This window comes from Chryseobacterium sp. NFX27, assembly GCF_049887855.1.
Classification (GTDB): Bacteria; Bacteroidota; Bacteroidia; order Flavobacteriales; family Weeksellaceae; genus Chryseobacterium.
This window is the reverse complement of sequence record NZ_JAGEKK010000001.1, coordinates 518,006-538,686: the sequence shown is the minus strand read 5'-3', so window position 1 is coordinate 538,686 and position 20,681 is coordinate 518,006. Positions and strand designations below refer to the sequence as shown.

17 protein-coding genes are annotated in these 20,681 nt (G+C 36.8%); 5 read left to right on the top strand and 12 right to left on the bottom strand.

Going from position 1 to position 20,681, the window contains the following annotated elements; genetic code table 11:
* Positions 1 to 18: 18 nt before the first annotated feature.
* From J4Q03_RS02515 to J4Q03_RS02475, 9 genes are all read right to left on the bottom strand, one after another.
* Positions 19 to 1,494, bottom strand: a complete 1,476-nt coding sequence (locus J4Q03_RS02515) for a SusD/RagB family nutrient-binding outer membrane lipoprotein (protein ID WP_426046653.1) — start codon at positions 1,492 to 1,494, stop codon at positions 19 to 21.
* A 64-nt stretch (positions 1,495 to 1,558) separates the two neighbouring features.
* Positions 1,559 to 4,702, bottom strand: a complete 3,144-nt coding sequence (locus tag J4Q03_RS02510) for a SusC/RagA family TonB-linked outer membrane protein (RefSeq protein ID WP_426046636.1) — start codon at positions 4,700 to 4,702, stop codon at positions 1,559 to 1,561.
* Between the two features lie 1,492 nt (positions 4,703 to 6,194).
* Positions 6,195 to 7,799 (bottom strand): hypothetical protein, encoded by a 1,605-nt coding sequence (locus J4Q03_RS02505; protein ID WP_426046635.1) that lies wholly within the window; start codon positions 7,797 to 7,799, stop codon positions 6,195 to 6,197.
* 108 nt (positions 7,800 to 7,907) lie between these two features.
* Positions 7,908 to 8,696 carry an SDR family oxidoreductase gene (locus J4Q03_RS02500; RefSeq protein WP_426046634.1) on the bottom strand — a complete coding sequence of 263 codons (789 nt, stop codon included), beginning with the start codon at positions 8,694 to 8,696 and terminating at the stop codon, positions 7,908 to 7,910.
* A 271-nt stretch (positions 8,697 to 8,967) separates the two neighbouring features.
* Positions 8,968 to 9,642, bottom strand: coding sequence for a hypothetical protein (locus tag J4Q03_RS02495; protein WP_426046633.1), 675 nt, complete (start codon positions 9,640 to 9,642; stop codon positions 8,968 to 8,970).
* Between the two features lie 14 nt (positions 9,643 to 9,656).
* Entirely contained in the window at positions 9,657 to 10,145 is a 489-nt protein-coding gene (locus J4Q03_RS02490; protein ID WP_426046632.1) for a hypothetical protein, read from the bottom strand.
* Between the two features lie 21 nt (positions 10,146 to 10,166).
* The gene (locus J4Q03_RS02485; RefSeq protein ID WP_426046631.1) at positions 10,167 to 11,393 is read right to left on the bottom strand and encodes a 3-phosphoshikimate 1-carboxyvinyltransferase; all 1,227 of its coding nucleotides are present in this window, start codon (positions 11,391 to 11,393) and stop codon (positions 10,167 to 10,169) included.
* A 95-nt stretch (positions 11,394 to 11,488) separates the two neighbouring features.
* On the bottom strand, positions 11,489 to 11,815 hold the full coding sequence (locus J4Q03_RS02480) for a nucleotide pyrophosphohydrolase (protein ID WP_116014798.1): 327 nt from the start codon (positions 11,813 to 11,815) through the stop codon (positions 11,489 to 11,491).
* Positions 11,815 to 13,224, bottom strand: coding sequence for a hypothetical protein (locus tag J4Q03_RS02475; RefSeq protein WP_426046630.1), 1,410 nt, complete (start codon positions 13,222 to 13,224; stop codon positions 11,815 to 11,817). Before J4Q03_RS02475 ends, J4Q03_RS02480 begins: the two co-directional genes overlap by 1 nt.
* 178 nt (positions 13,225 to 13,402) lie before the next feature.
* Here J4Q03_RS02475 and J4Q03_RS02470 point away from each other — a divergent pair, with 178 nt between their 5' ends.
* Both J4Q03_RS02470 and J4Q03_RS02465 read left to right on the top strand, forming a co-directional pair.
* A complete protein-coding gene (locus tag J4Q03_RS02470) occupies positions 13,403 to 13,654 on the top strand; it encodes a type B 50S ribosomal protein L31 (RefSeq protein WP_111960878.1) in 252 nt (83 codons plus the stop codon).
* A 287-nt stretch (positions 13,655 to 13,941) separates the two neighbouring features.
* The gene (locus J4Q03_RS02465) at positions 13,942 to 15,102 is read left to right on the top strand and encodes a GlmU family protein (RefSeq protein ID WP_426046629.1); all 1,161 of its coding nucleotides are present in this window, start codon (positions 13,942 to 13,944) and stop codon (positions 15,100 to 15,102) included.
* Positions 15,103 to 15,353: 251 nt separating this feature from the next.
* On the opposite strand, the gene J4Q03_RS02460 is transcribed toward J4Q03_RS02465, so the two are convergent.
* The 3 genes from J4Q03_RS02460 to J4Q03_RS02450 all read right to left on the bottom strand — a co-directional run bounded on the left by J4Q03_RS02460 (position 15,354) and on the right by J4Q03_RS02450 (position 17,896).
* Complete coding sequence (locus tag J4Q03_RS02460; protein WP_426046628.1) at positions 15,354 to 15,659, bottom strand: hypothetical protein; 306 nt, start codon at positions 15,657 to 15,659, stop codon at positions 15,354 to 15,356.
* A gap of 295 nt (positions 15,660 to 15,954) precedes the next feature.
* Positions 15,955 to 16,530 (bottom strand): DUF6705 family protein, encoded by a 576-nt coding sequence (locus J4Q03_RS02455; RefSeq protein WP_426046627.1) that lies wholly within the window; start codon positions 16,528 to 16,530, stop codon positions 15,955 to 15,957.
* Between the two features lie 19 nt (positions 16,531 to 16,549).
* Positions 16,550 to 17,896, bottom strand: a complete 1,347-nt coding sequence (locus J4Q03_RS02450) for a hypothetical protein (RefSeq protein ID WP_426046626.1) — start codon at positions 17,894 to 17,896, stop codon at positions 16,550 to 16,552.
* Positions 17,897 to 18,168: 272 nt separating this feature from the next.
* On the opposite strand from J4Q03_RS02450, the gene J4Q03_RS02445 reads away from it, so the two are divergent.
* The 3 genes from J4Q03_RS02445 to J4Q03_RS02435 all read left to right on the top strand — a co-directional run bounded on the left by J4Q03_RS02445 (position 18,169) and on the right by J4Q03_RS02435 (position 20,674).
* Complete coding sequence (locus J4Q03_RS02445) at positions 18,169 to 18,678, top strand: RNA polymerase sigma factor (RefSeq protein ID WP_116014789.1); 510 nt, start codon at positions 18,169 to 18,171, stop codon at positions 18,676 to 18,678.
* Complete coding sequence (locus tag J4Q03_RS02440) at positions 18,653 to 19,327, top strand: hypothetical protein (protein ID WP_426046625.1); 675 nt, start codon at positions 18,653 to 18,655, stop codon at positions 19,325 to 19,327. Before J4Q03_RS02445 ends, J4Q03_RS02440 begins: the two co-directional genes overlap by 26 nt.
* 66 nt (positions 19,328 to 19,393) lie before the next feature.
* A complete protein-coding gene (locus tag J4Q03_RS02435) occupies positions 19,394 to 20,674 on the top strand; it encodes a DUF4252 domain-containing protein (RefSeq protein ID WP_426046624.1) in 1,281 nt (426 codons plus the stop codon).
* Positions 20,675 to 20,681 lie beyond the last annotated feature (7 nt).

The window sequence follows — 20,681 nt, the reverse complement described above, 5'->3', positions numbered from 1 at the left end:
TATACAAATATTAAGTTCTTACTGCAACCACCATGGTTTAGAATTGATATTGTCATTTCCTCCGTACTGAGCGGCCAGAGCAGCTTTTAGATTGGTGTTGTTATAGTTATATTCAGCTTGCGGATATCTGAATCTGAATGGTGCCGAAACTCCTGTCTGCAGAGGATAGTTTGGATAACCTGTTCTTAAATAATCATAATAAGAAGTCCATTGGCTCTGATGGAACATCGTCATATATTTCTGGGTCATAATCTTTTCCAAACGTGTTTCAAGCGGAGCAGCATCACTATAAATAACCAGTGGGGTTGCCAGATACTGATTCACATCAAATCCTGAGAAATATTGTCCGGGGTTTTTTACATAGGTCTGATAAAAACTGAAACTTGCTTTAATAGCATTGTCATAATGCGTTTTTGCTGATCCGGAGATCCATCCTCTGGCTGCCGCTTCAGCAAGAATAAATTCCAGTTCCGGGTAGCTCAGGACTGAAGAAGGCTCATTGGTAGGATCTTTATAAAACCGGTCATTCACCTTAGATATATTTTTTGCTGTGATCAGTGCTGCATTGTCAGAATAGGAAGAAGTAGGGTTTCCTCCGTTGTATCCTGTGAAATCTGTAAGGGGCTTTCCTGCTTCTTTTGCACCTGTAGTTTGGGCTGCAAAAGTGAACAGACGCGGGTCCTGTCTGGCTTTAAACAGATTGATAAAATAATCTGCCATGTATAAACTTGATCCATAGCCACTGCTGTTGAACATTGTATATCTGCTGTCTGCCGCATCAGCAAATTTAAGTTCCCCGTTATCTGAAATGGAAGTCATCAACGATTGGCTGCCTGCAATAGAAGCAAATTCGGTAGCCACATTATAACTTCCCAATGTAGACTTTTTAGACATAGTTATTAAAATTTTCAGCCGGAAAGAATTGATCAGCTTTTTCCATTTTAAGGCGTCGCCGTTATAGATAATATCGCCTTCAATTTTGTCATTGGTATTGATAAGATCATTGGCTTCTTTCAGTTCTGATAAAATTCCGGCCATTACGGTTTCCTGACTGTCGTATTTCGGCTGTGTGATTCCGGATTCACCTTTGGCTGCTTCTGTGTAAGGAATACTTCCGAATTTTAAACTTAAATTAAAGAAATAATAAGCTCTGTAGAATTTACCAATGGCTGTGTAGTTTTTATTGTTGGTCTTTTCAGCTTCCTGCATCATTTTTACGGTATTCAGGAGCCCTTTCGTATATACCTCGAAAGAAGCATCATTCCATTTCATGTACTGATAGGTATTTTCTCCGTCTGTACCGATCATCATTCTTGAAGCATACATATTGTCACCGTTGATCTGGAAAGCATCTTTTGAAACATAGGTCAGAAGGACTTTAGGGTCTACGCTGGCCTGGTCATTAGGGTTTTCATTGATCTTGTCAAGATCGGTTTCACAGGACGACAGGATCAGCAGTCCTGCAAAAGCAGTTGATTTAAGCCATTTGATCATTGTATTATTTTGCGGTTTCGCTATAAAATTGATAGTCTTTTTCATTGTTCAGGATACTTGTTAATTAAAATTTAAGATTAAACCCAATTCCTATCCATCTGCTGGAAGGGTCCTGGATATCATTGTTATCTTTCTTGAGCTGGTAATCCGGATCGGAATAAAGATTCTTAGATTTTTTCCACATGGCCAGATTGTAAGCTGAAATATTGGCTGTGAAATTTTTTATCATTCCTTTTGGATTAAGGAGATACGAAAAATCATATTCGAGGACAACAGATCTCAGTTTGATGAAAGTCCTGTCGAAAACATTGGCAAACAATTCACTTTCATCTTCCGTTACCCTTGCCTGGTAAGGATAATTCTGCGCCCAGTCCTGAAAGCTGATTGGTTTTGTATGTGGAGTATACGTTCCGTTAGCCGCATTGTAATTAACGCCGTCCGGTACAAAATAATATGTTCCCGGATTCGCATATTCAAGGTCCCTGTAGGCTGTAGAGTTTGGATGTTTTCCGCCCCACCACATTTTTTCTACCACCTGGGATCTCATGACACCTCCTATACTTCCGTCGATCCCGATATTCAGGGAGAATTTTTTATATTTAAAAGTATTGTTGAACCCAAAAGTCCAGTCCGGGTTAAAATGGCCCAGGTTACTCGGTGCATCTGCCCTTGTAGGCATTCCTGTGGCGGCATCCAGAACTACTTTTCCGTCCGGGGATTTCTTCCAGGTATAATCGTAGTAGCTGTCCATTCTTTCGCCGAGCTTGATATTGTTGTAGTTCGGCATATCGCCATAAATAGAAGTAAGCTTCTGCTCATAAGTACTCCAGTTGATTAAAGATCTCCAGGTAAAATTGGCTGTTTTTACAGGAACCAGGCCTAAAGAGATCTCCAAACCTTTTGTTGTATACTCATTCCCGTTCACATATTGCGAAGTAAAACCTGATGATGGAGCAGCTGGGAATTCCAGGATATTGTTGTAGTCTAATGTTCTGAAATAGGTAACATCTAAAGTAATCCTGTTCTTGAATAAACCAGCACTTAATCCCAATTCATAAGATTTGGTCTGTTCGGGCTTTAAAGAATTTTCAACATTGAGTATGGTGGGATAGTTGAACATTGGATTTCCATTAAATGTGGCCCCTTTATTATTCAGATAGTAATTTCTTATTGAATAAGGCTGAAAATCATAAGCTACCTTGGCCCACGAAGCTGAAAGCTTTAAAAGATTAACAGCTTCCGGCATTTTAACAAGATTCGAAATTACGGCACTTACCGACGCAGAAGGATAAAAATAAGATCTGTTGGCTTTTGGAAGGGTAGAGGACCAGTCATTACGTCCTGAAACATTGATGAAAAAAGCATTGTACAATCCTATATCAATCGTTGAATAAGCACTGTAGATCAGTTTTTCCTTAAGATAATCATAATACTTTACAGCTCCGGTTGAGTTTTCCAGGGTGTACAGTTCCGGAATTTTCAGCCCGTCTGTTGAAGCATTGTCGATATCGTTCTTATAATAGAATGTTGATCCTCCTGCATTGATCGTGAAATCAAAGTTTTCAGATATCTTTTTCTTGTAGGTGGCTAAGATATCGGAGTTCATATTCCATGTTTTGGAATCATTGAGAAGATAACCGCCACTTCTCGGAGCACTGTAGTTGAAGTAAGAATAAGGACTTAATATTTCCTGTTTGTTGTGATTCTCAACGATGGATATCTTTCCTTTTACTGAGAAATCTTCTGTTGCTTTATACTCCAGTCCGGTCTGTGCATTAATGATATTGGTTCTGTTTTTATTCTTATAATACTCGGCTCCGAACCATGGATTATTGTACCATGCATAATTCCAGTTGGCCTGTGCTCTTCCCTCTTTTCCCGGAATCCACATGTGGTTTTTAAGGTCTCTTCCGTCTACATCCGCTCCCATCCAGATCAGGATGGTGTACATATGTCCGCTTGGATTATATTCGTAGTTGGGAATATTGGGCGTGAAGGTTTGATTGAAATTGAATTTCGTATCAAAGGTTAATTTTTCTCCCAAATGATTTTCAGAAGAAAAGTTCACCCCATAGCGCTGAAGATAGGATCCCGGAATCCTATCATCATAATTCATGAAATTTCCGGAGAGCCTGTAGATATCTTTATTGTTCCTGTAGCTTACTGCGAAACTGTTATTGTTGATCACCGCAGGCTTTAAGAAAGTACCCAGGTTATCATGATATTGCCAGTCGATAGGAACTCTTTCATATCTTGATTTGTCATTGTACTGCGTTCCTGTTACTGCACCGTACCAGGGAATTACCTGTCCGGTCATTTTATCCCTGATCGGGCTGTTCCACTGGGCAATTTTCAGTCCGGGAGTAAATTTTGGTCCCCAGATCATATCGCCGTCATTCACACCGCCATCAGCTCCGTCCCAGAATTCATACTTTCCGTGTGATCCGTTTCCGTACTCGTTCTGGGTTTTCGGAAGATTGGTAAATCCTGCCGTTACCATCGTATTCTGAGAAAACTCTACGGAAAAGCCATTTTTCCTGGCGTTTTTAGTGGTAATTAAAACAGCACCGTATCTTCCTCTGGAACCATATAATGCAGAAGCTGTTGCTCCTTTTAATACATTAATGTTTTCAATATTATTGGGATCCAGGTTCTGGAAAACTTCTTTTTCAACAATTACCCCATCGATGACGAAAACCAGATTGGAGTTTCCTCTTAGCGTAAACTGCGGGGCCTGCTGCATTCCTGTAGGATTGGAAACATTGAGACCGGCTACCTGTCCTGAAAATAAATTTCCGATACTTGGGGTTGTAATGGTCTCAAACTGTTTGGTGCCGACTTCCTGGGTTGCATAGCCTATTTTTTCTTTCTTTTTGGCAATTCCTAAAGCCGTAATAACGATACCTTCAATCTGTTTCTCATCTGCTTTTTTCAAAACAACAGCATACTGTCTTTTGGAAGAAACCTCTACGGTATACATAGAGAAGTCCGGAGCATAAAACTCAAGGATGTCTTTCGGGTTGGCCGAGATTGTAAAATTACCGCTTTCATCCGTCACCGTTGTTTTTCCGGTGTTCTTGTCGGTAATGCTAACTCCGGAAACACTGGAGCCGTTTTCGGATTTTACATTTCCGGAAATGTTAATTTCTTGGGCAGTAAGATAAAGGGGGAGTAAAAAAACAGCAAAAGTAGCTAAAGTCTTCTTCATTTTTTTTGAGGACAAATTTAGCGGTGCAGTGTTACCAGTATTTTAATGTGGTATTAAAATAAAAATACTATTTTAATATTTTTTAACAGGAATATTTAACATAATAATAAAGCTGAAAAAGATAGTATACTCTGATATTTTCTTTTATTATACTTTATATTAGACCTTAATACCACTATTTTTAATCACATTTTTTTACTGAATAAAACGAAATGCTTATTCATTTGCGAAACTACACTTCTTTGTCAATCTAGGAGCCAGTAAATATTCTTTAAAATTTTGGGTTAAAAACATCTCAGTGATTATGATAGCGAATATAATTTTTAACGCAAAGTTTGAGTTTCGTGATGCTTTATTTTAAGAATGCAAAGCAGTAATCAATTAAAATTGATCTGATGAAGCTTGTGGATAAAAAGAGTGCTTATTCAATGGCGTAGCTACCTTCTTTGCTTATCTAGAAATTAGAACTCTTTTCTTTAAAATATCTCAGTTGATTGTGATAGCGAAATATAATTTTTAACGCAAATTTTGAGTTTCGTGATGCTTTATTTCAAGAAAAGCAGTAATCAATTAAAATTGATCTCATGAAGCTTGTGGATAAAAGAGTGCTTATTCAATGGCGCAGTCACCTTTCTTTGCTTATCTAGAAATTAGAACTCTTTTCTTTAAAATATCTCAGTTGATTGTGATAGCGAAATCTAATTTTTAACGCAAAGTTTGAGTTTCGTGATGCTTTATTTTAAGAATGCAAAGCAGTAATCAATTAAAATTGATTTGATGAAGCTTGTGGATAAAAGAGTGCTTATTCAATGGCGCAGTTATCTTTCTTTGCTTATCTAGAAATTAGAACTCTTTTCTTTAAAATATCAGTTGATTATGATAGTGAAGTATAGCTTTTAACGCAAAGTTTGAGTTTCGTGATGCTTTATTTTAAGAATGCAAAGCAGTAATCAATTAAAATTGATCTGATGAGGCTTATGGATAAAAGAGTGCTTATTCAATGGCGTAGTCACCTTCTTTGCTTATCTAGAAATTAGAACTTTTTTCTTTAAAATATCTCAGTTGATTGTGATAGCGAAATATAATTTTTAACGCAAAGTTTGAGTTTCGTGATGCTTTATTTTAAGAATGCAAAGCAGTAATCAATTAAAATTGATCTGATGAAGCTTGTGGATAAAAAGAGTGCTTATTCAATGGCGCAGCTATCTTCTTTGCTTATCTAGAAATTAGAACTTTTTTCTTTAAAATATCTCAGTTGATTGTGATAGCGAATATAATTTTTAACGCAAAGTTTGAGTTTCGTGATGCTTTATTTTAAGAATGCAAAGCAGTAATCAATTAAAATTGATTTGATGAAGCTTGTGGATAAAAAGAGTGCTTATTCAGTGGCGCAGTCACCTTTCTTTGCTGACCTATAAATAATTCTTTTTCTTTAAAACTTTGCGTTTAAAAAAATAGGTCATTTGATTAATAGAATGAGAATCTGCTAATTTTAAAATCTACTCAAAATTCCCCAATGGATCTTGATGTCATTAAACTTAAACGGATTTCCGAACTCATTACCATTCGACAGCTGGAAGCTCATCAGTCCGATCGGGATAAAGAAATTAAATCCAAGTCCTACACTGTAAAGTTTAGGTTTAACATTTAGGGACTTGTTATTGAGCTGTCCGTACTGCCCGAAGAAATCAAAGAATGCCTGGCTTCCAATGAGATACCGGTATTCCAGACCTGCATAATAATAAAAATCGGCGGCAAGGGATTTTTCATTGAATCCCCGCATAGAATTCCATCCCCCGAAGCGGTACAATTCATTGGCAGAGAATTCTATCTTGGAATCCATCATGGCTCCTTCCGCTTTTATATTAAGAAAATGATTTCCTGAAATATGGTAATTGTGTTCACCGAAGAAATAAAACTGATTCTGGTTAGCCTTAATATTATCTTTGGTATAAGTAGTTGTCAGGTAATCATAGCCGGCGTTGATTCTTGTTTTGTACAGAAAAAGATCTATGTCCGTAGGTTCCGTCATTTCAAACCAGATCCCGAGTCCTTTTTTATTATAATCCTTACCCTGAACATACAGAGTGTCTATGATGCTGGAGGATTCCAGGGTTCCTCTAAGCCCGATCTTGTTGCGGTTATTGATGTGGTAATAGAAAGCCGGAAGGAATTTTACATTCGCGAAAGTAGAATCCTGTCTGAAAATATTGACTTTCAGGTTCATCCCTACATTGGATTTAAGGAGGTAAGGAATATCGGTCTGAAGGTCAAAAGTCTGTCCTTTATCCGGGTTTCTCTGCCAGTACAGATTGACGGTTTCAAATCCGTTGAACATATTCCTGAAGTTCACATTCAGGGTTCCGTTCAGTGTGAATTTTTCCGTTTTATCGTTTCCGAAACCGATCACCCCATCAAACGTATTGGTCTTTTTCTTTTCCATAAACAGATAAATGCTTGTGGAATCTTTGGTAAATAATGTTTGTGGAGGCCTTTCCAGGGTAACGAAGGCATGGCTCTGGAAATTTTTGCTGATAGCCAGTAGATTTTTGTCGTCGTAAGTTTTCCCTTTGAATTCTTTTTCAAGGTTTTTCATAAACCTTTTGGGAACTCTTTCGTAACCTTTCACTACAAAATTGTCGATCGTCCGCTTATCATTTTTGTTAATATCCAGCTCTATCACGGGATAGCCGTTTTTCTGACCTTTATATTTAGATTTAAGACGGCTGAAAGAATACCCGTCATCAATATATCTTTTGTTAATGCTTTTCTTTGTTGAATCTAAATTTTTAGTGAAAAATTCTTTTTGTATTTTTAATTTCACAGCAACAGAATCAGAAAGATCGACATAAGTCTCATTAAAGTTTTTTCCTTTATCGTAGAAAATTTCAGTACTGTCGCCGTTCACTTTCACTTCTTTCAGCCTGGTGAAGAAATAATTGTTCTGAGACAGGGAATCCAGAAATTTTGCCGCTGAAACAGAATCATTGACCTTTTTTCTGACATTGGTTTCCGTATCAATAAGCCAATACTGTTTCTTCTGCGCTTGTACAAAAACGCAAAACAGGATAAAAAATATTTTTAGAAATAACTTCAATGTTCAATTTCTATAAACCGTTAACAGAGTTTGTTGACTAGCTCTTAACAACTCAATAATTTTAACGGTTTTAACAGCAGATTTAAATAATTTTTTTAATAACTGAAATTAGTCCAGTTTATTATATTTTTTCATCAGATTCTCATAGGTTCCCTGAGGAAGGATCCATTTCAGCGGAACTCCGATCTTTTGCCCGAATTTACCGAAATAATAATGAGCTTTCCATTTATTCTTGTCTAAAAGTTTTTCAACATAGGCTGCCACTTCAAGAGGTTCGGTTCCGTCACCTACATGCGAGTTCATCAAACTGTAAACTTTGTCAAATATAGTTTTGTACGGTTCGGAAACCTGTGTTTTCACTCTGTTCTCTGCAATATTTGTTTTGATATCACCAAGATGCAGAGAGCACACATCGATATTCCATGGGTATACTTCATATCTCATGGCTTCAGTTACCTTATCCAAAGCAGATTTGGAAGCAGAATAGAAACCGCGGAACGGAAGTCCCATTTCACTTCCTATACTTGAAATATTGATGATTTTTCCGAACTTATTTTCACGCATTTTCGGAAGAACAGCACTCATCATCTGGACAGCTCCTACAAGATTCAGGTTGAACAGTTTTAAAATGTCTTCTTTAGTAGAATCTTCCACAGCGCCTACCATACCCATTCCTGCATTGTTTATCAGTACATCAATCCTTGATTCTGTTTTTAATACTTCAATGATAGCATTCTGAACGGCTGTGTTGTCGGTAACATCTGTCGGAATAGACCTGAAATACTGGCTTTCCGTATGTTTTCGGCTTAAACCATATACTTTATGGCCTTTTTTCCCAAAATATTCGGCCAGTACAAAACCTATTCCTGATGAGGTTCCAGTGATGATAATAGTCATTGATTGTTTATAATTTTAGACTTTTGTTTTTCTTCCGGCTGCTGTGTTTCAGTACAAACCGTATTTTCAGCAAATGTAAAAAAAGAAATAGGAACTCTATTATTTATTGCAGTATAAAATTGTTCAGAAATAAAATCACCGGCTATCATCTTTTTCTGAATCAGTAAGTGAAAATGCATTGATAAACTGTGGATAAGTCTGTGGATAAGTTTGTGAGTAAAAAATAAACAGAAATGAGCTAAAGTGTAGTTCTTTTCTATGTGTTTGATTTTCAGTAATTAATTTCTCTTTTCAAACCGGGTGTTTTCAATTTGTTTTCCCCAATCCTGAAATGACTCATTCTGATCAAAGTCTTAAACGGATGGATCAGTTCTTTGTGAACATCTTTTGGAATATCCTTTTCTTCATCATCACAGGAGGAGTATTCTTCATCTGTAATTACTTTCCCGGTTGAAAAATTGATCTCGGTCAGGTAATTGAACTCACAGGTGTCTTCAAATCTGTCATGGGAACCGATAAGGTAGAAATCACCATTCTGAAATCTGAAGGTATGTTTATAAGTCTGGGTATGTCTCGAATTGCTATTGAATATTTGGGTAATAGAAAGACTGTTGTTTTTAATCAATAGTTCAGGAGGTGCATTATCTTCTGGATAGAATCCCATTCCGCTGGAAAAAAGAACGGTGTTGTTTTGTTTCCAGATCTTTAGTTTTCCGTCTATATTTTTTAGAATAAAGAATGTCCTCAGGAAATCATCGCGGTCATCCGTATTAGCTTTTTTATCCGTATTGAAAATGATCACTGTTTCATCTGTTCCGTCTTTATCCAGATCTCCTTCAGTTTTGGAAATTTTTTGATATCCGCCAGGAACCGTAAAATCCTTAAGGCTTTGTGAATGATACACGGTGCATATTAATAGGACTGAAAAACAAAAAAGTTGTTTCATTTTAATAGATTAAACTAAGAACCAAAATCTTCTTTCCTTACCTCTGTGTTTTCCAGATTGCACATGCAGCCCTTGATGGTTTTATAAACTCCTGTAATTTCAGTTTCTTTTCCTTTGCTGTCGGTAACGGTAATGCCGGTAGAAAATGATTCATCTTCTGCAGAATAGGTTCTGAACAGTTGATATTTGTAGTTGTTTTTGGTAAATGTCAGATAGTTGAGGTCCATGCCTGCATTCTGTTTTCCGCCGCCTCTATGGTAAGAGCTGTAGGTAAACTGCTTCCAGCTTTCTTGGGTTCTTGTGGCCGGAAATTCCATTTCTACACGGTCTTTACTACCGAATCTATACTGAATATATTCATTCTTTTTATCTTTAACCAAAGCCATGATTTTCCCATTATTTGTTTTGAATGAGAAAACAGTTTCTTCATTGGGTAACAGATACTGCGCCCAGGAAAACATAGGGATCAGCAGGAAGAAAAAGAATACATACTTTCTTATCATATTAGAATTTTTCAAAATTTTCTATCCTTTTATCATGATGTCATTCAGGTCCTTCCAGAACATCGGGTAAGATTTTTCCACAACGTCTTCCTCTTCAATATTAAGTTCTTTAATAAGGCAGAACGGAGCAAAGCTCATCGCCATTCTGTGATCCTGGTAAGTTGCAATGGAAATATTTTCCTCCGGCTCCCCGAAACTCACAGATTTGATGGTAAGATCTGTAATTTCAGTTTCAGTACCCAGTTTTTTCAGTTCATTATATAAAGCCTGCAGCCTGTCGGTTTCTTTTACCCTTAAAGTGCCCAGTCCTGAAATTTCAAAAGGAATTTTTAAGGCTGCTGCTGTTACACAAAGTGTTTGGGCAATATCCGGACAGTTATTCATATCCAGGATGATTTTTCCCGGGAAAATAAAGTCAGGTTCCGGCTGAAGGGTAATTTTGTGCTCTTCTTCAATAAAGGTGGTAGTGATACCGAAAAAGTCTTTATAGATCTTAGCTATAGCAGAATCTCCCTGGGTAGATTCTTTGTAAAAGCTTTTCAGATGAATGGTTTTTCTTCCCAGTGCACAGATGGAGTAGAAGTATGAAGCCGAGCTCCAGTCGCTTTCCACTTCATAGCTTGTAGCGGATAATTTACCATTCATATCAAACGGTTCCACTTTAATCCTATTTCCTTCAAAGCTGTTACTGATCCCGAATCTTGTCAGGATATCCAGCGTCATCTCTATATAAGATCTTGACGTAACTTCACCCACTAAATTAATTTCCAGTCCGTTTTCAAGCTTGCCGGCAATCAGAAGCAGGGAAGTGATGAACTGGCTGGATATATTAGCCGGAACATTGACCTTCTTTTGCGTGATCTTCTTTCCTGTGATCTTTAAAGGCGGAAAGCCTTCATTTTCCAGATATTCGATCTCAACACCCAGGTCTTTTAATGCATTAACGAGGTTTTTGATAGGCCTTTCCTTCATTCTTTTGGATCCGGTAAGAACCGTGGTTTTTCCTTCAGATATTGAATAATAGGAAGTAAGGAAACGCATGGCTGTTCCTGCATGGTGGATGTCTACGGTTTCTGTATTTTCAGACAGTGCTTTTTTCAGCAGCTGAGTGTCCTGGGAATTAGACAGGTTCCCGATCTGTATATTTTTAAATAAACTTTCCAAAATCAACAAACGATTCGAAATACTTTTCGAACCGCTGATCTGAACTGTTTTATCTGATGCTAACTTTGATTTTTCTAACTTCATTATTTCTGCAATTTGAAAATATTCAGATAACAGACATCAGATATCAGATTGTTTTAAAGTCTGATATCTGACATCTTGTATCTGATATCTATTTATTATTTCAACTTTTCGTTGTTCTGATGCCGTTCTTTATCACGGTCAGTTTTGATTTTCATTTTCTTGTCGAAGGCTTCCTGTAAATTTACTCCGGTCTGATTGGCCAAACATAAAGTAACAAACAGCACATCTGCCAGCTCTTCGCCGAGGTCTTTGCTTTTATCGCTTTCTTTTTCGCTTTGTTCGCCATATCTTCTGGCGATGATGCGGGCTACTTCGCCTACTTCTTCGGTCAGCATGGCCATATTGGTCAGCTCATTAAAATAACGGACTCCTATGGTTTTGATCCATTCATCTACCTGTTCCTGCAGTTTTGTGATTTCCATTATTGATAAGCTCCAAGAGTAGGGTTGGTTGTTCTTGATACATTCACAATATCAAAAGGTACGGTTCCGGCTACAGTAACGTTGCCTTTTCCTCTTGCCGGAGATGTTGTTTTTACCCTTAGGTTCATCTTCGCTGCAAAATAATTAAGGAACTGTGGATCTTCATTCTTAATGCTCTGTATTACATTGACATTGTTATCGAAATTGAACCCGGCTTCAGATGTGCCGGAATACTTTATCAGCGAGTTCTGGATCAGGAATTCAAACTGCTGTCCCGGAGTCTGCTCAAAATTCACAGAGTTGTCCCTGTCTGAAAAGACGATGCTGTTTTTTATATCAAGGCGTTGAAGTGCTCCCTGTTCTGTAGTTCCTGCTGCATTTTTCCATTCATTGGCTGCGGTAATTCCGTTTCTGTTGAAAGATCCCATTGTTTTAGAATAATTAGCAATCGTAGCATGGGTATAGCTGTGATTGCCACCTCTGAAAATCCCGATACATGACTCACCGCAATTGTTCATCACTAAATTATTGGCATTAACCGTTGAACCCACTGCATAAATACCATATTCAAAGAAAGTATGGATGAATGAGTTTCTGATAGTTGCCGTGTTCTGTTTCATATCTAAGCCTCTTGTTCCTCCGAAAAGCCTTGCAAAATTCATGTTGAGAATAGAATTAGGTTCCATCCGGATAGAATTCCAGTTCTTAGGGATGGTGTCATAATACGGATCATTTCTGTCCCCGCGCAGGATCACCTCATTGTCAAAAACCCCGTTGATATTTAAGCTTGCTCCGGATGATACCTTCATGCCGCTGTTTTTATGAAAGTAAACTTTAGTTCCCGCCTGGATATCCAGTGTGATATTTGGATTGATCGTAAGATCTCCGTAGATAATCTTAGCTTTATTGTTGTTCCAAGTTGTATGAGTGGAAATTACGTTAGGATTGCCTGGTGTTTCGATGAAAAATTCTGCATCCTGAACTACTGAGAACAAAGTTACATGCTGTTGTCCCGCACCGCTGTTAAAGACAATTCTATCTTCGGCAATAGCTTCAGGACCGGTAGCTTCGGGAGCAATTTCTACAAAAATATACATACTGTCTTTCTTTCTCAACGGGACATCTTTGAAATCATAGCCCGGTTTTCCATCTACATTGATCCTGTATAATGATGCACTTCCCCTTTCCAGATTGATTCTCGGAATTAAAACATCCTTGTCTTCATTATTATATACTTTTACAAAATACGTTTCAGAACGTACCTGATGGTAGACTGTATCACAGAATACGGTGTCCCTTGAAAAACTTAACTGCTGTGATGGAGCGTCAAAAGTAATATCATCTTTATTGCACGATACTGCTACAAGAAGCATCCAAAAAGAAAAAGCCAGTAATAGTTTGATTTTCATCGAAAATAAAGTTTAAGATTCCAAATTTAACGAAAATACTTTGAATTTCTTATCAATAAAAAATATTGAATCTGGTATTTGTATATTTGAAAAAATGTTGTACTTTTGCAACCTAAAATTAGCAGAGAAATACCATTACTATTTCGGAAGCAAACTTTAATTTTTTAAAAATTGTATTATGAAAAAAGGAATCCACCCAGAAAATTATAGACTTGTTGTTTTCAAAGATATGAGTAACGACGAGGTGTTTCTTTGCAAATCTACTGCAGAAACAAAAGACAGTATCGAATATGAAGGACAAGAATACCCATTGATCAAAATGGAAATCTCTTCAACTTCTCACCCTTTCTACACTGGTAAAGTGAAATTAGTTGACACTGCAGGTAGAGTTGATAAGTTTATGAACAAATACAAAAAATTCGCTAAGTAATTTTTTGTTACCAAGCATACTGAAGTCTTCCAATTTATTGGGAGACTTTTTTTATTTTGAGAAATTAGAATCTAGAAGTTAGAAATTAGTAGAACGGCAAGTTGCGTTTGGAATGAAAAGCAATCATGCATATATGACTTCTGCAATATAAATTTCAGGTTCTATTTCCAGCTATTTTTGTATTTTTGCTCTGAACAGAAAATAGATGTCCCGAATCCGTTGGCAGATCAATATCTCAACATTGGACTTCTAACTTCTAACTTCTAATCTCTAACTTCTATATTACAATGCAATTAGTATTTTCAGATGCCCAGTATTGGGAAGATTTTCTTCCATTGACTTTTACCCGCCCTGTTGCCGCTATGCGATGCGGAATTCTTGCTTTTTCTGAGCGCTGGCAAAAGATCTTAGGAAATACCGAGGTTTCTTATTTTACTGAAAATTATCTTCAGAATAAATTCAAAAATCCAGAAGAAAAAGAAAGTCTTTTCCTGGTTACTAATTTTCTGCCTACCGAAACGGTCATTCAGCAAATTAAAGATCTTAAACAGGGCGAAGCACTTGTTTATGAAGATGAACTGATTGCGGCAAGGATTAATATGAAAGATTTTTCCCTGAATCAGATCGAGAAGATGACAGATGTAAAGGAGAAATTAACCTTCTTTAAAAAACCGGCAGACTTATTTACTTATAATCATCTTGCCATTGATTTTGATTTCAATTTGCTGACCGAAGGAAGAACTTCACAGGAGCTTTCCTCTACCAATGGATTTTTAGGGGATAAGAAAGATCTTTTCATTGAAGAAGGAGCTCAGATCGAATTTTCTACCATCAATACAAAAACAGGAAAAATCTATATCGGAAAAAATGCTGAGGTGATGGAAGGCTGTAACCTCCGTGGACCGATCTCGCTGGGGGAAGAGTCCAAGTTTAACTTAGGATCAAAAATTTATGGTGCTACAACTGTCGGCCCGCATTGTAAAGTGGGCGGAGAAGTGAATAATATCATCATATTTGGCTATTCAAGTAAAGGACATGAAGGTTTTGTAGGGAATTCTGTGATTGGTGAATGGTGTAATTTCGGAGCGGATACCAATTCTTCCAACCTTAAAAATAATTACAGTCAGGTCAAATTGTGGAGTTACAGGACAAAAGCTTTTGAAGACACCGGACTTCAGTTTGTCGGTCTTATTATGGGAGATCACTCTAAAACAGCGATCAATACCCAGCTGAATACCGGAACGGTAATAGGTGTTGCTTCTAATATATTTAAGCCTGGCTTTCCGCCAAACCTTGTGGAGAACTTCTCATGGGGTGGTAGTAAAGATGATGAACGATTCAAGCTGGATAAAGCTTACGAAGTGGCAGAAAGAGCAATGGCTAGAAGAAAAGTTACTTTAGCGGATGAAGATAAAGCTATTCTGAAACATATTTTTGATACGTATTAATACAAATCCCTCCAAAGATTTTCGGAGGGATTTGTATTAATACTGTTTTGTCAGAATAATTTATCAGTAGGCTAGGTTTCTGCGACTATGAAGGGATATGGTAAAAATTTTATTAAATCTGCATCAGTATTTATAGCCTGTTATGTCTTCCATTTTTAATACTGCTGCCTTTATAATTATATATTTTTAATCATCTGTAATTGAAGTGAGGCAGTCCGAATTTTTCGGATTGCCTCCTCCTTATTGCTTTGTTAATACAATATCTTTAGGAAAATTAATAGGAAAATCATTATGTTGCTGAACATATGTATACAATCTTCCTTATAAATACTATGCATATATTCTAAATGAAGTGTCATTTGATTTCCTGTAAAACTAGTAATATCTAAAGCTGCCGATTTTCCACACATATTTTTAGGAGAGAAATACAGTCTTTTCCAGTTTCCATTTCTTAAGCTTGAAAACATCCCACTAATTTCAGCCCCTTGTTCATCAAAATTAGTAATCCGATCAATCTCTACAGTTCCGTTATTTGAAATCACTTTTCTTTCTCCCAATATTAAATCAGTATAATAAGGATGAGTTCCCCCAGGAACTGATAAATAGTATTTTACCTTTTAAACTGAATATAGATAATCTTACTATCCCAAGTGCCTTTCCATAGACCTACATACTTATTCAATTCATTATTCATATCCTTTAGATAAGCATTAGCTGGTATATCTGTAGGATTATAAGGGATACTCTTGTGCTTTACAAGAAAACAATAGTAATGTTACTATAATTAAAAATAAATTTTTCATCATCTGTAATTGAAATGAGGCAGTCCGAATTTTTCGGATTGCCTCATCCTTATTGCTTTGTTAGTACAATATCTTTAGGAAAATTAATAGGAAAATCATTATGCTGCTGAACATATGCATTATGTATACAATCTTCCTTATAAATACTAGGCATATATTCTAAATGAAGTGTCATTTGATTTCCTGTAAAATTAGTAATATCTAACGAGGCTCTTTTTCCACACATATTTTTAGGAGAGAAATACAGTCTTTTCCAGTTTCCGTTTCTTAAGCTTGAAAATATCCCTCTTATTTCCGGACCTTGTTCATCGAAATTAGTAATTCTGTCAATTTCTATAGTTCCATCAGCTGCCACAACTTTTCTTTCACCAAAAATTACATCCATGTAATATGGATGAGTATCTCCTGGTATAGAAGAATAGTGTTTTAGTTTTTTTAACTGAATATATAGCGTTTTTCCATCCCACGTTCCTTTCCAAAGACCTACATATTTATTAAGTTCATTATTAGTATCTTTTAAATAAGCATTGTTTGGTAGATTATCTAGACTTGTATTAAGAGGATACTCCTGTGCTTTACAGGAAATTGTAAATATGGTTACTATAATTAAAAATATATTTTTCATAATGGTTGATTTTTTAGTATTAAGGACAATTCGATTCTACTAGTTTTCCGTTTACCAAACTCAGTTGGGTATTTCCACTGGAAGTATTTCTGAAAAGACTTGCACCAGACATATTCATTTTTTCGTTCATAAATTTAAGAAATCCTTTTTCAAGCTGTTCCATATTATAGCTTACGCTACCACTTACATTTGCTACACTCTTTGCTTCATCTAATAACTGAATGTATTTGGAATTTAATTCATCAAATTGCTCTTGAGTGTAATTAGGAAAAGGTGTAGAAGATGTGCCATCAAACATAAAAGAATAATTTCCCCAGCTGCTCACTACTGTAAAAACAATTTGGCTAAGAGGAATTTTAGGTGAGTTTGCCGGATTGCTGTTATAGTTTTGTGCCCATATAATCCATTCATTAAAATACATTAAATCTCCCGGAGAAAATATTGGATATAAACCATCGTAGTGAGAATGCATTATCGCAACTGTATTTGGGAAACGTGTCATATTTACAGTTTGGCTTCCCGGATTATTTTGCAGTATTTGGTTCTCGCCTCCGCTTCCTATTCTGAAACCGCTTTCAAAACTCTCCCCTGTTTTTCCTTCAAGACTTGTGATATTGTTTTTAAAAGTTTCATTATTTGTTTTTAGTTGCATTCTCCAGCACGGAGTGGGGTCTTCACTTCCCTGTCCTGCACTTCCTCCGCCTCCGCTTCCTACACTTGGGTCAAAACAGTTGTTGTATCCTGTACATCCTCCCTGTGTTCCACCTCCTGTAGGTCTTGGTTTGGGAGGGGGAGGAATAACGATTTCACCCACATCGCAGGGTTCCTGTCCCTCAAATCCACAACCGCTCCCTTTACTTACCAATCCTTTTTTCAGATTACTTTTCATATAGGCGTTACGGAATATCTCCATTACTACGGTATAATAAGAATTTCCGGAATCCAATTTCCTGAATTCTACTTCTGTTTCCTCATTTCTGAGAATACCAGCCATAAGGCCATCAGCCTGATTACTTTTTATGATGGGATATATTACCCATCTCTCACCATCGTCCAGAAGCATTTCCTGAGAATGAAGGTTAAATTCTACATACTCTGATTCATTTTTATTGAAGTTTCCTTTTTTCAATAATGCAGCTCTGGTGTAGCCGGTGCCATTAATTTGGTCATAGTTTTCCAACAGCGTTCTAAACCCCTGAGCGTAGTTTACATATTCTTTATTGGCTGCCGAAAACACCTGAAACTTTTTGGAGTAAGAAGGCTCATCATTACTACCGGAAAGATAATCTTCGCTGGTTCTACAGGATTGTAAAATCATAGCCAAAGCTATTAGCGGCAGGAGCCGGAGGATTAATTTTTTCTTCATGCATTTTGTTTTTAATGAGTTAAATATAATTCTTTTTTATAACTCTACAAATGTGTGAAAAACAATTGGAGAAGGTGCAGTCAAAAATTACTGATATCCGTACTATTTTTCTAAAAGAAAAAAATATGTAATTTTATAAAAATCATAAAACTCTTTCTAAATGGACTTTATGAGTGTAATTGGTAATCTAAAATTAGAAAATCACCACTTTTTTTATAATGTAGTGTAATAGAATAAAGATTTTAATTGTCTTACTAATAGAAACAAAACTCATGACCCAAGAAACTTTCAAGAATACGGTGTTTATTCTCAAAGACGAGATGTATCGTTTTGCGAAAAGATTCGTTATGAGCAGTGATGAGGCAGAAGATGTGGTGCAGGACCTGATGATTAAATTCTGGCAGAAGAAAGAAGAACTGGAGAAGTTTGGAAATTTAAAATCCTATGCTTTGAAATCTGTCCGGAATGAGTGTCTTAACAGACTGAAGCACCATGATGTGAAGTTGGGATTTGCAGATTTGCAGCTTCACCGCTCGGAATTGTACAGCATGGATATCAATAATCTGAAGGAGCATATTATAGGGTTTATCAACCAGCTCCCGGAAAAGCAGAAAATGGTGATCCATCTGAAAGATGTAGAAGAATATGAGGTCTCGGAAATTTCCGGAATGCTGGAAATGGAAGAAAACGCAGTAAGGGTAAATCTGATGCGGGCGAGACAAAAAGTAAAAGAACAAATATCACAACTGATGAGCTATGAACAAAGATCAATTTCAGAATAAATACGATGAGATCTTCCGGGAGATAAAGGAAGAAAAAATGGACTGGAGTTTTGAAGATTTTCTTCAGAAAGCAGAAGGCAGGGCTGATGACTCTGAAGCCAACCAGGCATCGATCATCCCACTCCACAAGAACAAACCTTCTTTTCCGAAATGGTTCTGGATGGCAGCCGGATTAGTGCTTCTTTTCAGTATTGGTTTTTTCTTTAATGATTACCGTACCGGTGTGATTGAAAGAGAGAAACTGGTAAAAGATGAGGTTCTGAAGCAGAAATCAAAATTTATTGAAGAGAACAATGACCACCAGGAGCAGGTGGCAGTTAACCATACCGATTCTATTTCCGGGGCAAAAAAAGATTCTATTTTCCAGGAGAATTCAGTGGCGGAAAAGGATGTACTGGATGAGATATTGCCAAAAAGGGGAAGATTGAAAAAAGAATCAAAACCGAAGTTTGTGAGCAACTCTTCATTCAAAGATAATAAAGCTTTAAAAGATTCTACCGGATATAAAAATTCTTATGTCATTGTAAATGGGAAAAGGATCGATAATGTAGATGAAGCGATTAATGTAACAAAATATTCATTCCAGATATTTGCAAATAACGTTAGTGAAAAGTTAGCACAGCCTACAGTAGTAGATGACGATTATTAACAACAAAAATAGATTATGCTCCTGATCAGGCAAGAGTAATCAGCTTAAGAAAATAAAAATTGACTCATGAAAAAAATATTTATAATATTCGCGCTCGCTTTTTCCCACTTCTTTACAGTGTATGGGCAACAGGATAAATTCGACATGCTTTTTGACAGGTATCAGGAGGTGGAAGGGGTAACCTCCATTAAAATTGCAAAGCCTATGTTCAGTATGCTGAGCAGCCTTAATATTGACGATTCCCAACTGGATCAGATCAAACCACTGCTTTCAAAAATTAACGGATTGAAAATTCTTATTACAGAAAATCCGGAAAATGCTAATACAACTGAAGGGCGTAAAGTTCAGGATAATCTTTCCAGACTCAGCAAAGATGTCTCCGTGTATTTGAAGAACCTTAATTACAATGAGATCATGTCTGTCAACAACTCAGGAGCAAAGATAAAATTTCTTTCTTCTGACGCAAAGGACGGAATGCTGGATGATCTCCTGCTAAGCATTGATGGAGGAAAAGGAGAAAATATCCTGGTCATGCTGGACGGAAAACTTTCTATGGATGATGTGAATAAGATCATTAATTCCAGCGAGACCAAAACCAACCCTGTAACCAATACAAGAAACAGCCTTACCTCTGAAAATAATTCCTCTTATCTTAACGGGGAAGCTAGAAATGTTGGCGAGTTTTCAGGAATTCAGGTAAGCACCGGCGTGAATGTGGTTTTCAAACAGGAAAGCCCAACTAATGTAAAAGTAATCGCTGATTCTGATAAACTTCAGTATGTCATCACAAAAGTGGAAAATGGGGTTTTGAAAGTCTACGTAGATAATAAAGGAACAAAGAATTTAAAGTTTAGAAATCTCAGCGTTAACGTCTCTTCTCCGAGAATGGAGAATATCAAGGCCTCATCAGGAGCTAATTTCAATGTAGTGAATTCTATAAATGAAAATGATCTGGTTATTGATGTGTCATCCGGTGCTAACGTGAAAGGAGATTTTAAAGTTTCAAATAAAGTAGATATAGGTACTTCATCAGGAGCCAGTATCAGAGCCGGAATAACAGCGGGAACCATTATGGTAAAGGCTTCCAGCGGATCCAATACAGCTATTGAAGGGAGAGCAGATTCGGGAATAATAGATATCAGCAGCGGGGCACTTTTTAAAGCAGACGGACTGAAGCTGAATAACCTTGAGGCAGAGGCCACATCCGGAGGAAATCTTTCCGTGAATGTTTCTACCAGACTGAAAGTAAAGGCTTCATCAGGAGGTTTGGTAAAATATAAAGGAAGACCTGAAATAGAATCCAATATCAGCAAAACATCCGGAGGTAATCTGAAACCTATCGATTAAAAAAAAC

Excerpts from the sequence above, each read along its gene's own strand:
- J4Q03_RS02500 (WP_426046634.1), bottom strand. The coding sequence starts at position 8,696 with ATGACTATTATCATCACTGGAACCTCATCAGGAATAGGTTTTGTACTG.
- J4Q03_RS02445 (WP_116014789.1), top strand. The coding sequence starts at position 18,169 with ATGACCCAAGAAACTTTCAAGAATACGGTGTTTATTCTCAAAGACGAG.
- J4Q03_RS02455 (WP_426046627.1), bottom strand. The coding sequence starts at position 16,530 with ATGAAAAATATATTTTTAATTATAGTAACCATATTTACAATTTCCTGT.
- J4Q03_RS02435 (WP_426046624.1), top strand. The coding sequence starts at position 19,394 with ATGAAAAAAATATTTATAATATTCGCGCTCGCTTTTTCCCACTTCTTT.
- J4Q03_RS02440 (WP_426046625.1), top strand. The coding sequence starts at position 18,653 with ATGAACAAAGATCAATTTCAGAATAAATACGATGAGATCTTCCGGGAG.
- J4Q03_RS02485 (WP_426046631.1), bottom strand. The coding sequence starts at position 11,393 with ATGAAGTTAGAAAAATCAAAGTTAGCATCAGATAAAACAGTTCAGATC.
- J4Q03_RS02490 (WP_426046632.1), bottom strand. The coding sequence starts at position 10,145 with ATGATAAGAAAGTATGTATTCTTTTTCTTCCTGCTGATCCCTATGTTT.
- J4Q03_RS02480 (WP_116014798.1), bottom strand. The coding sequence starts at position 11,815 with ATGGAAATCACAAAACTGCAGGAACAGGTAGATGAATGGATCAAAACC.
- J4Q03_RS02450 (WP_426046626.1), bottom strand. The coding sequence starts at position 17,896 with ATGAAGAAAAAATTAATCCTCCGGCTCCTGCCGCTAATAGCTTTGGCT.
- J4Q03_RS02465 (WP_426046629.1), top strand. The coding sequence starts at position 13,942 with ATGCAATTAGTATTTTCAGATGCCCAGTATTGGGAAGATTTTCTTCCA.
- J4Q03_RS02515 (WP_426046653.1), bottom strand. The coding sequence starts at position 1,494 with ATGATCAAATGGCTTAAATCAACTGCTTTTGCAGGACTGCTGATCCTG.
- J4Q03_RS02475 (WP_426046630.1), bottom strand. The coding sequence starts at position 13,224 with ATGAAAATCAAACTATTACTGGCTTTTTCTTTTTGGATGCTTCTTGTA.
- J4Q03_RS02510 (WP_426046636.1), bottom strand. The coding sequence starts at position 4,702 with ATGAAGAAGACTTTAGCTACTTTTGCTGTTTTTTTACTCCCCCTTTAT.
- J4Q03_RS02495 (WP_426046633.1), bottom strand. The coding sequence starts at position 9,642 with ATGAAACAACTTTTTTGTTTTTCAGTCCTATTAATATGCACCGTGTAT.
- J4Q03_RS02470 (WP_111960878.1), top strand. The coding sequence starts at position 13,403 with ATGAAAAAAGGAATCCACCCAGAAAATTATAGACTTGTTGTTTTCAAA.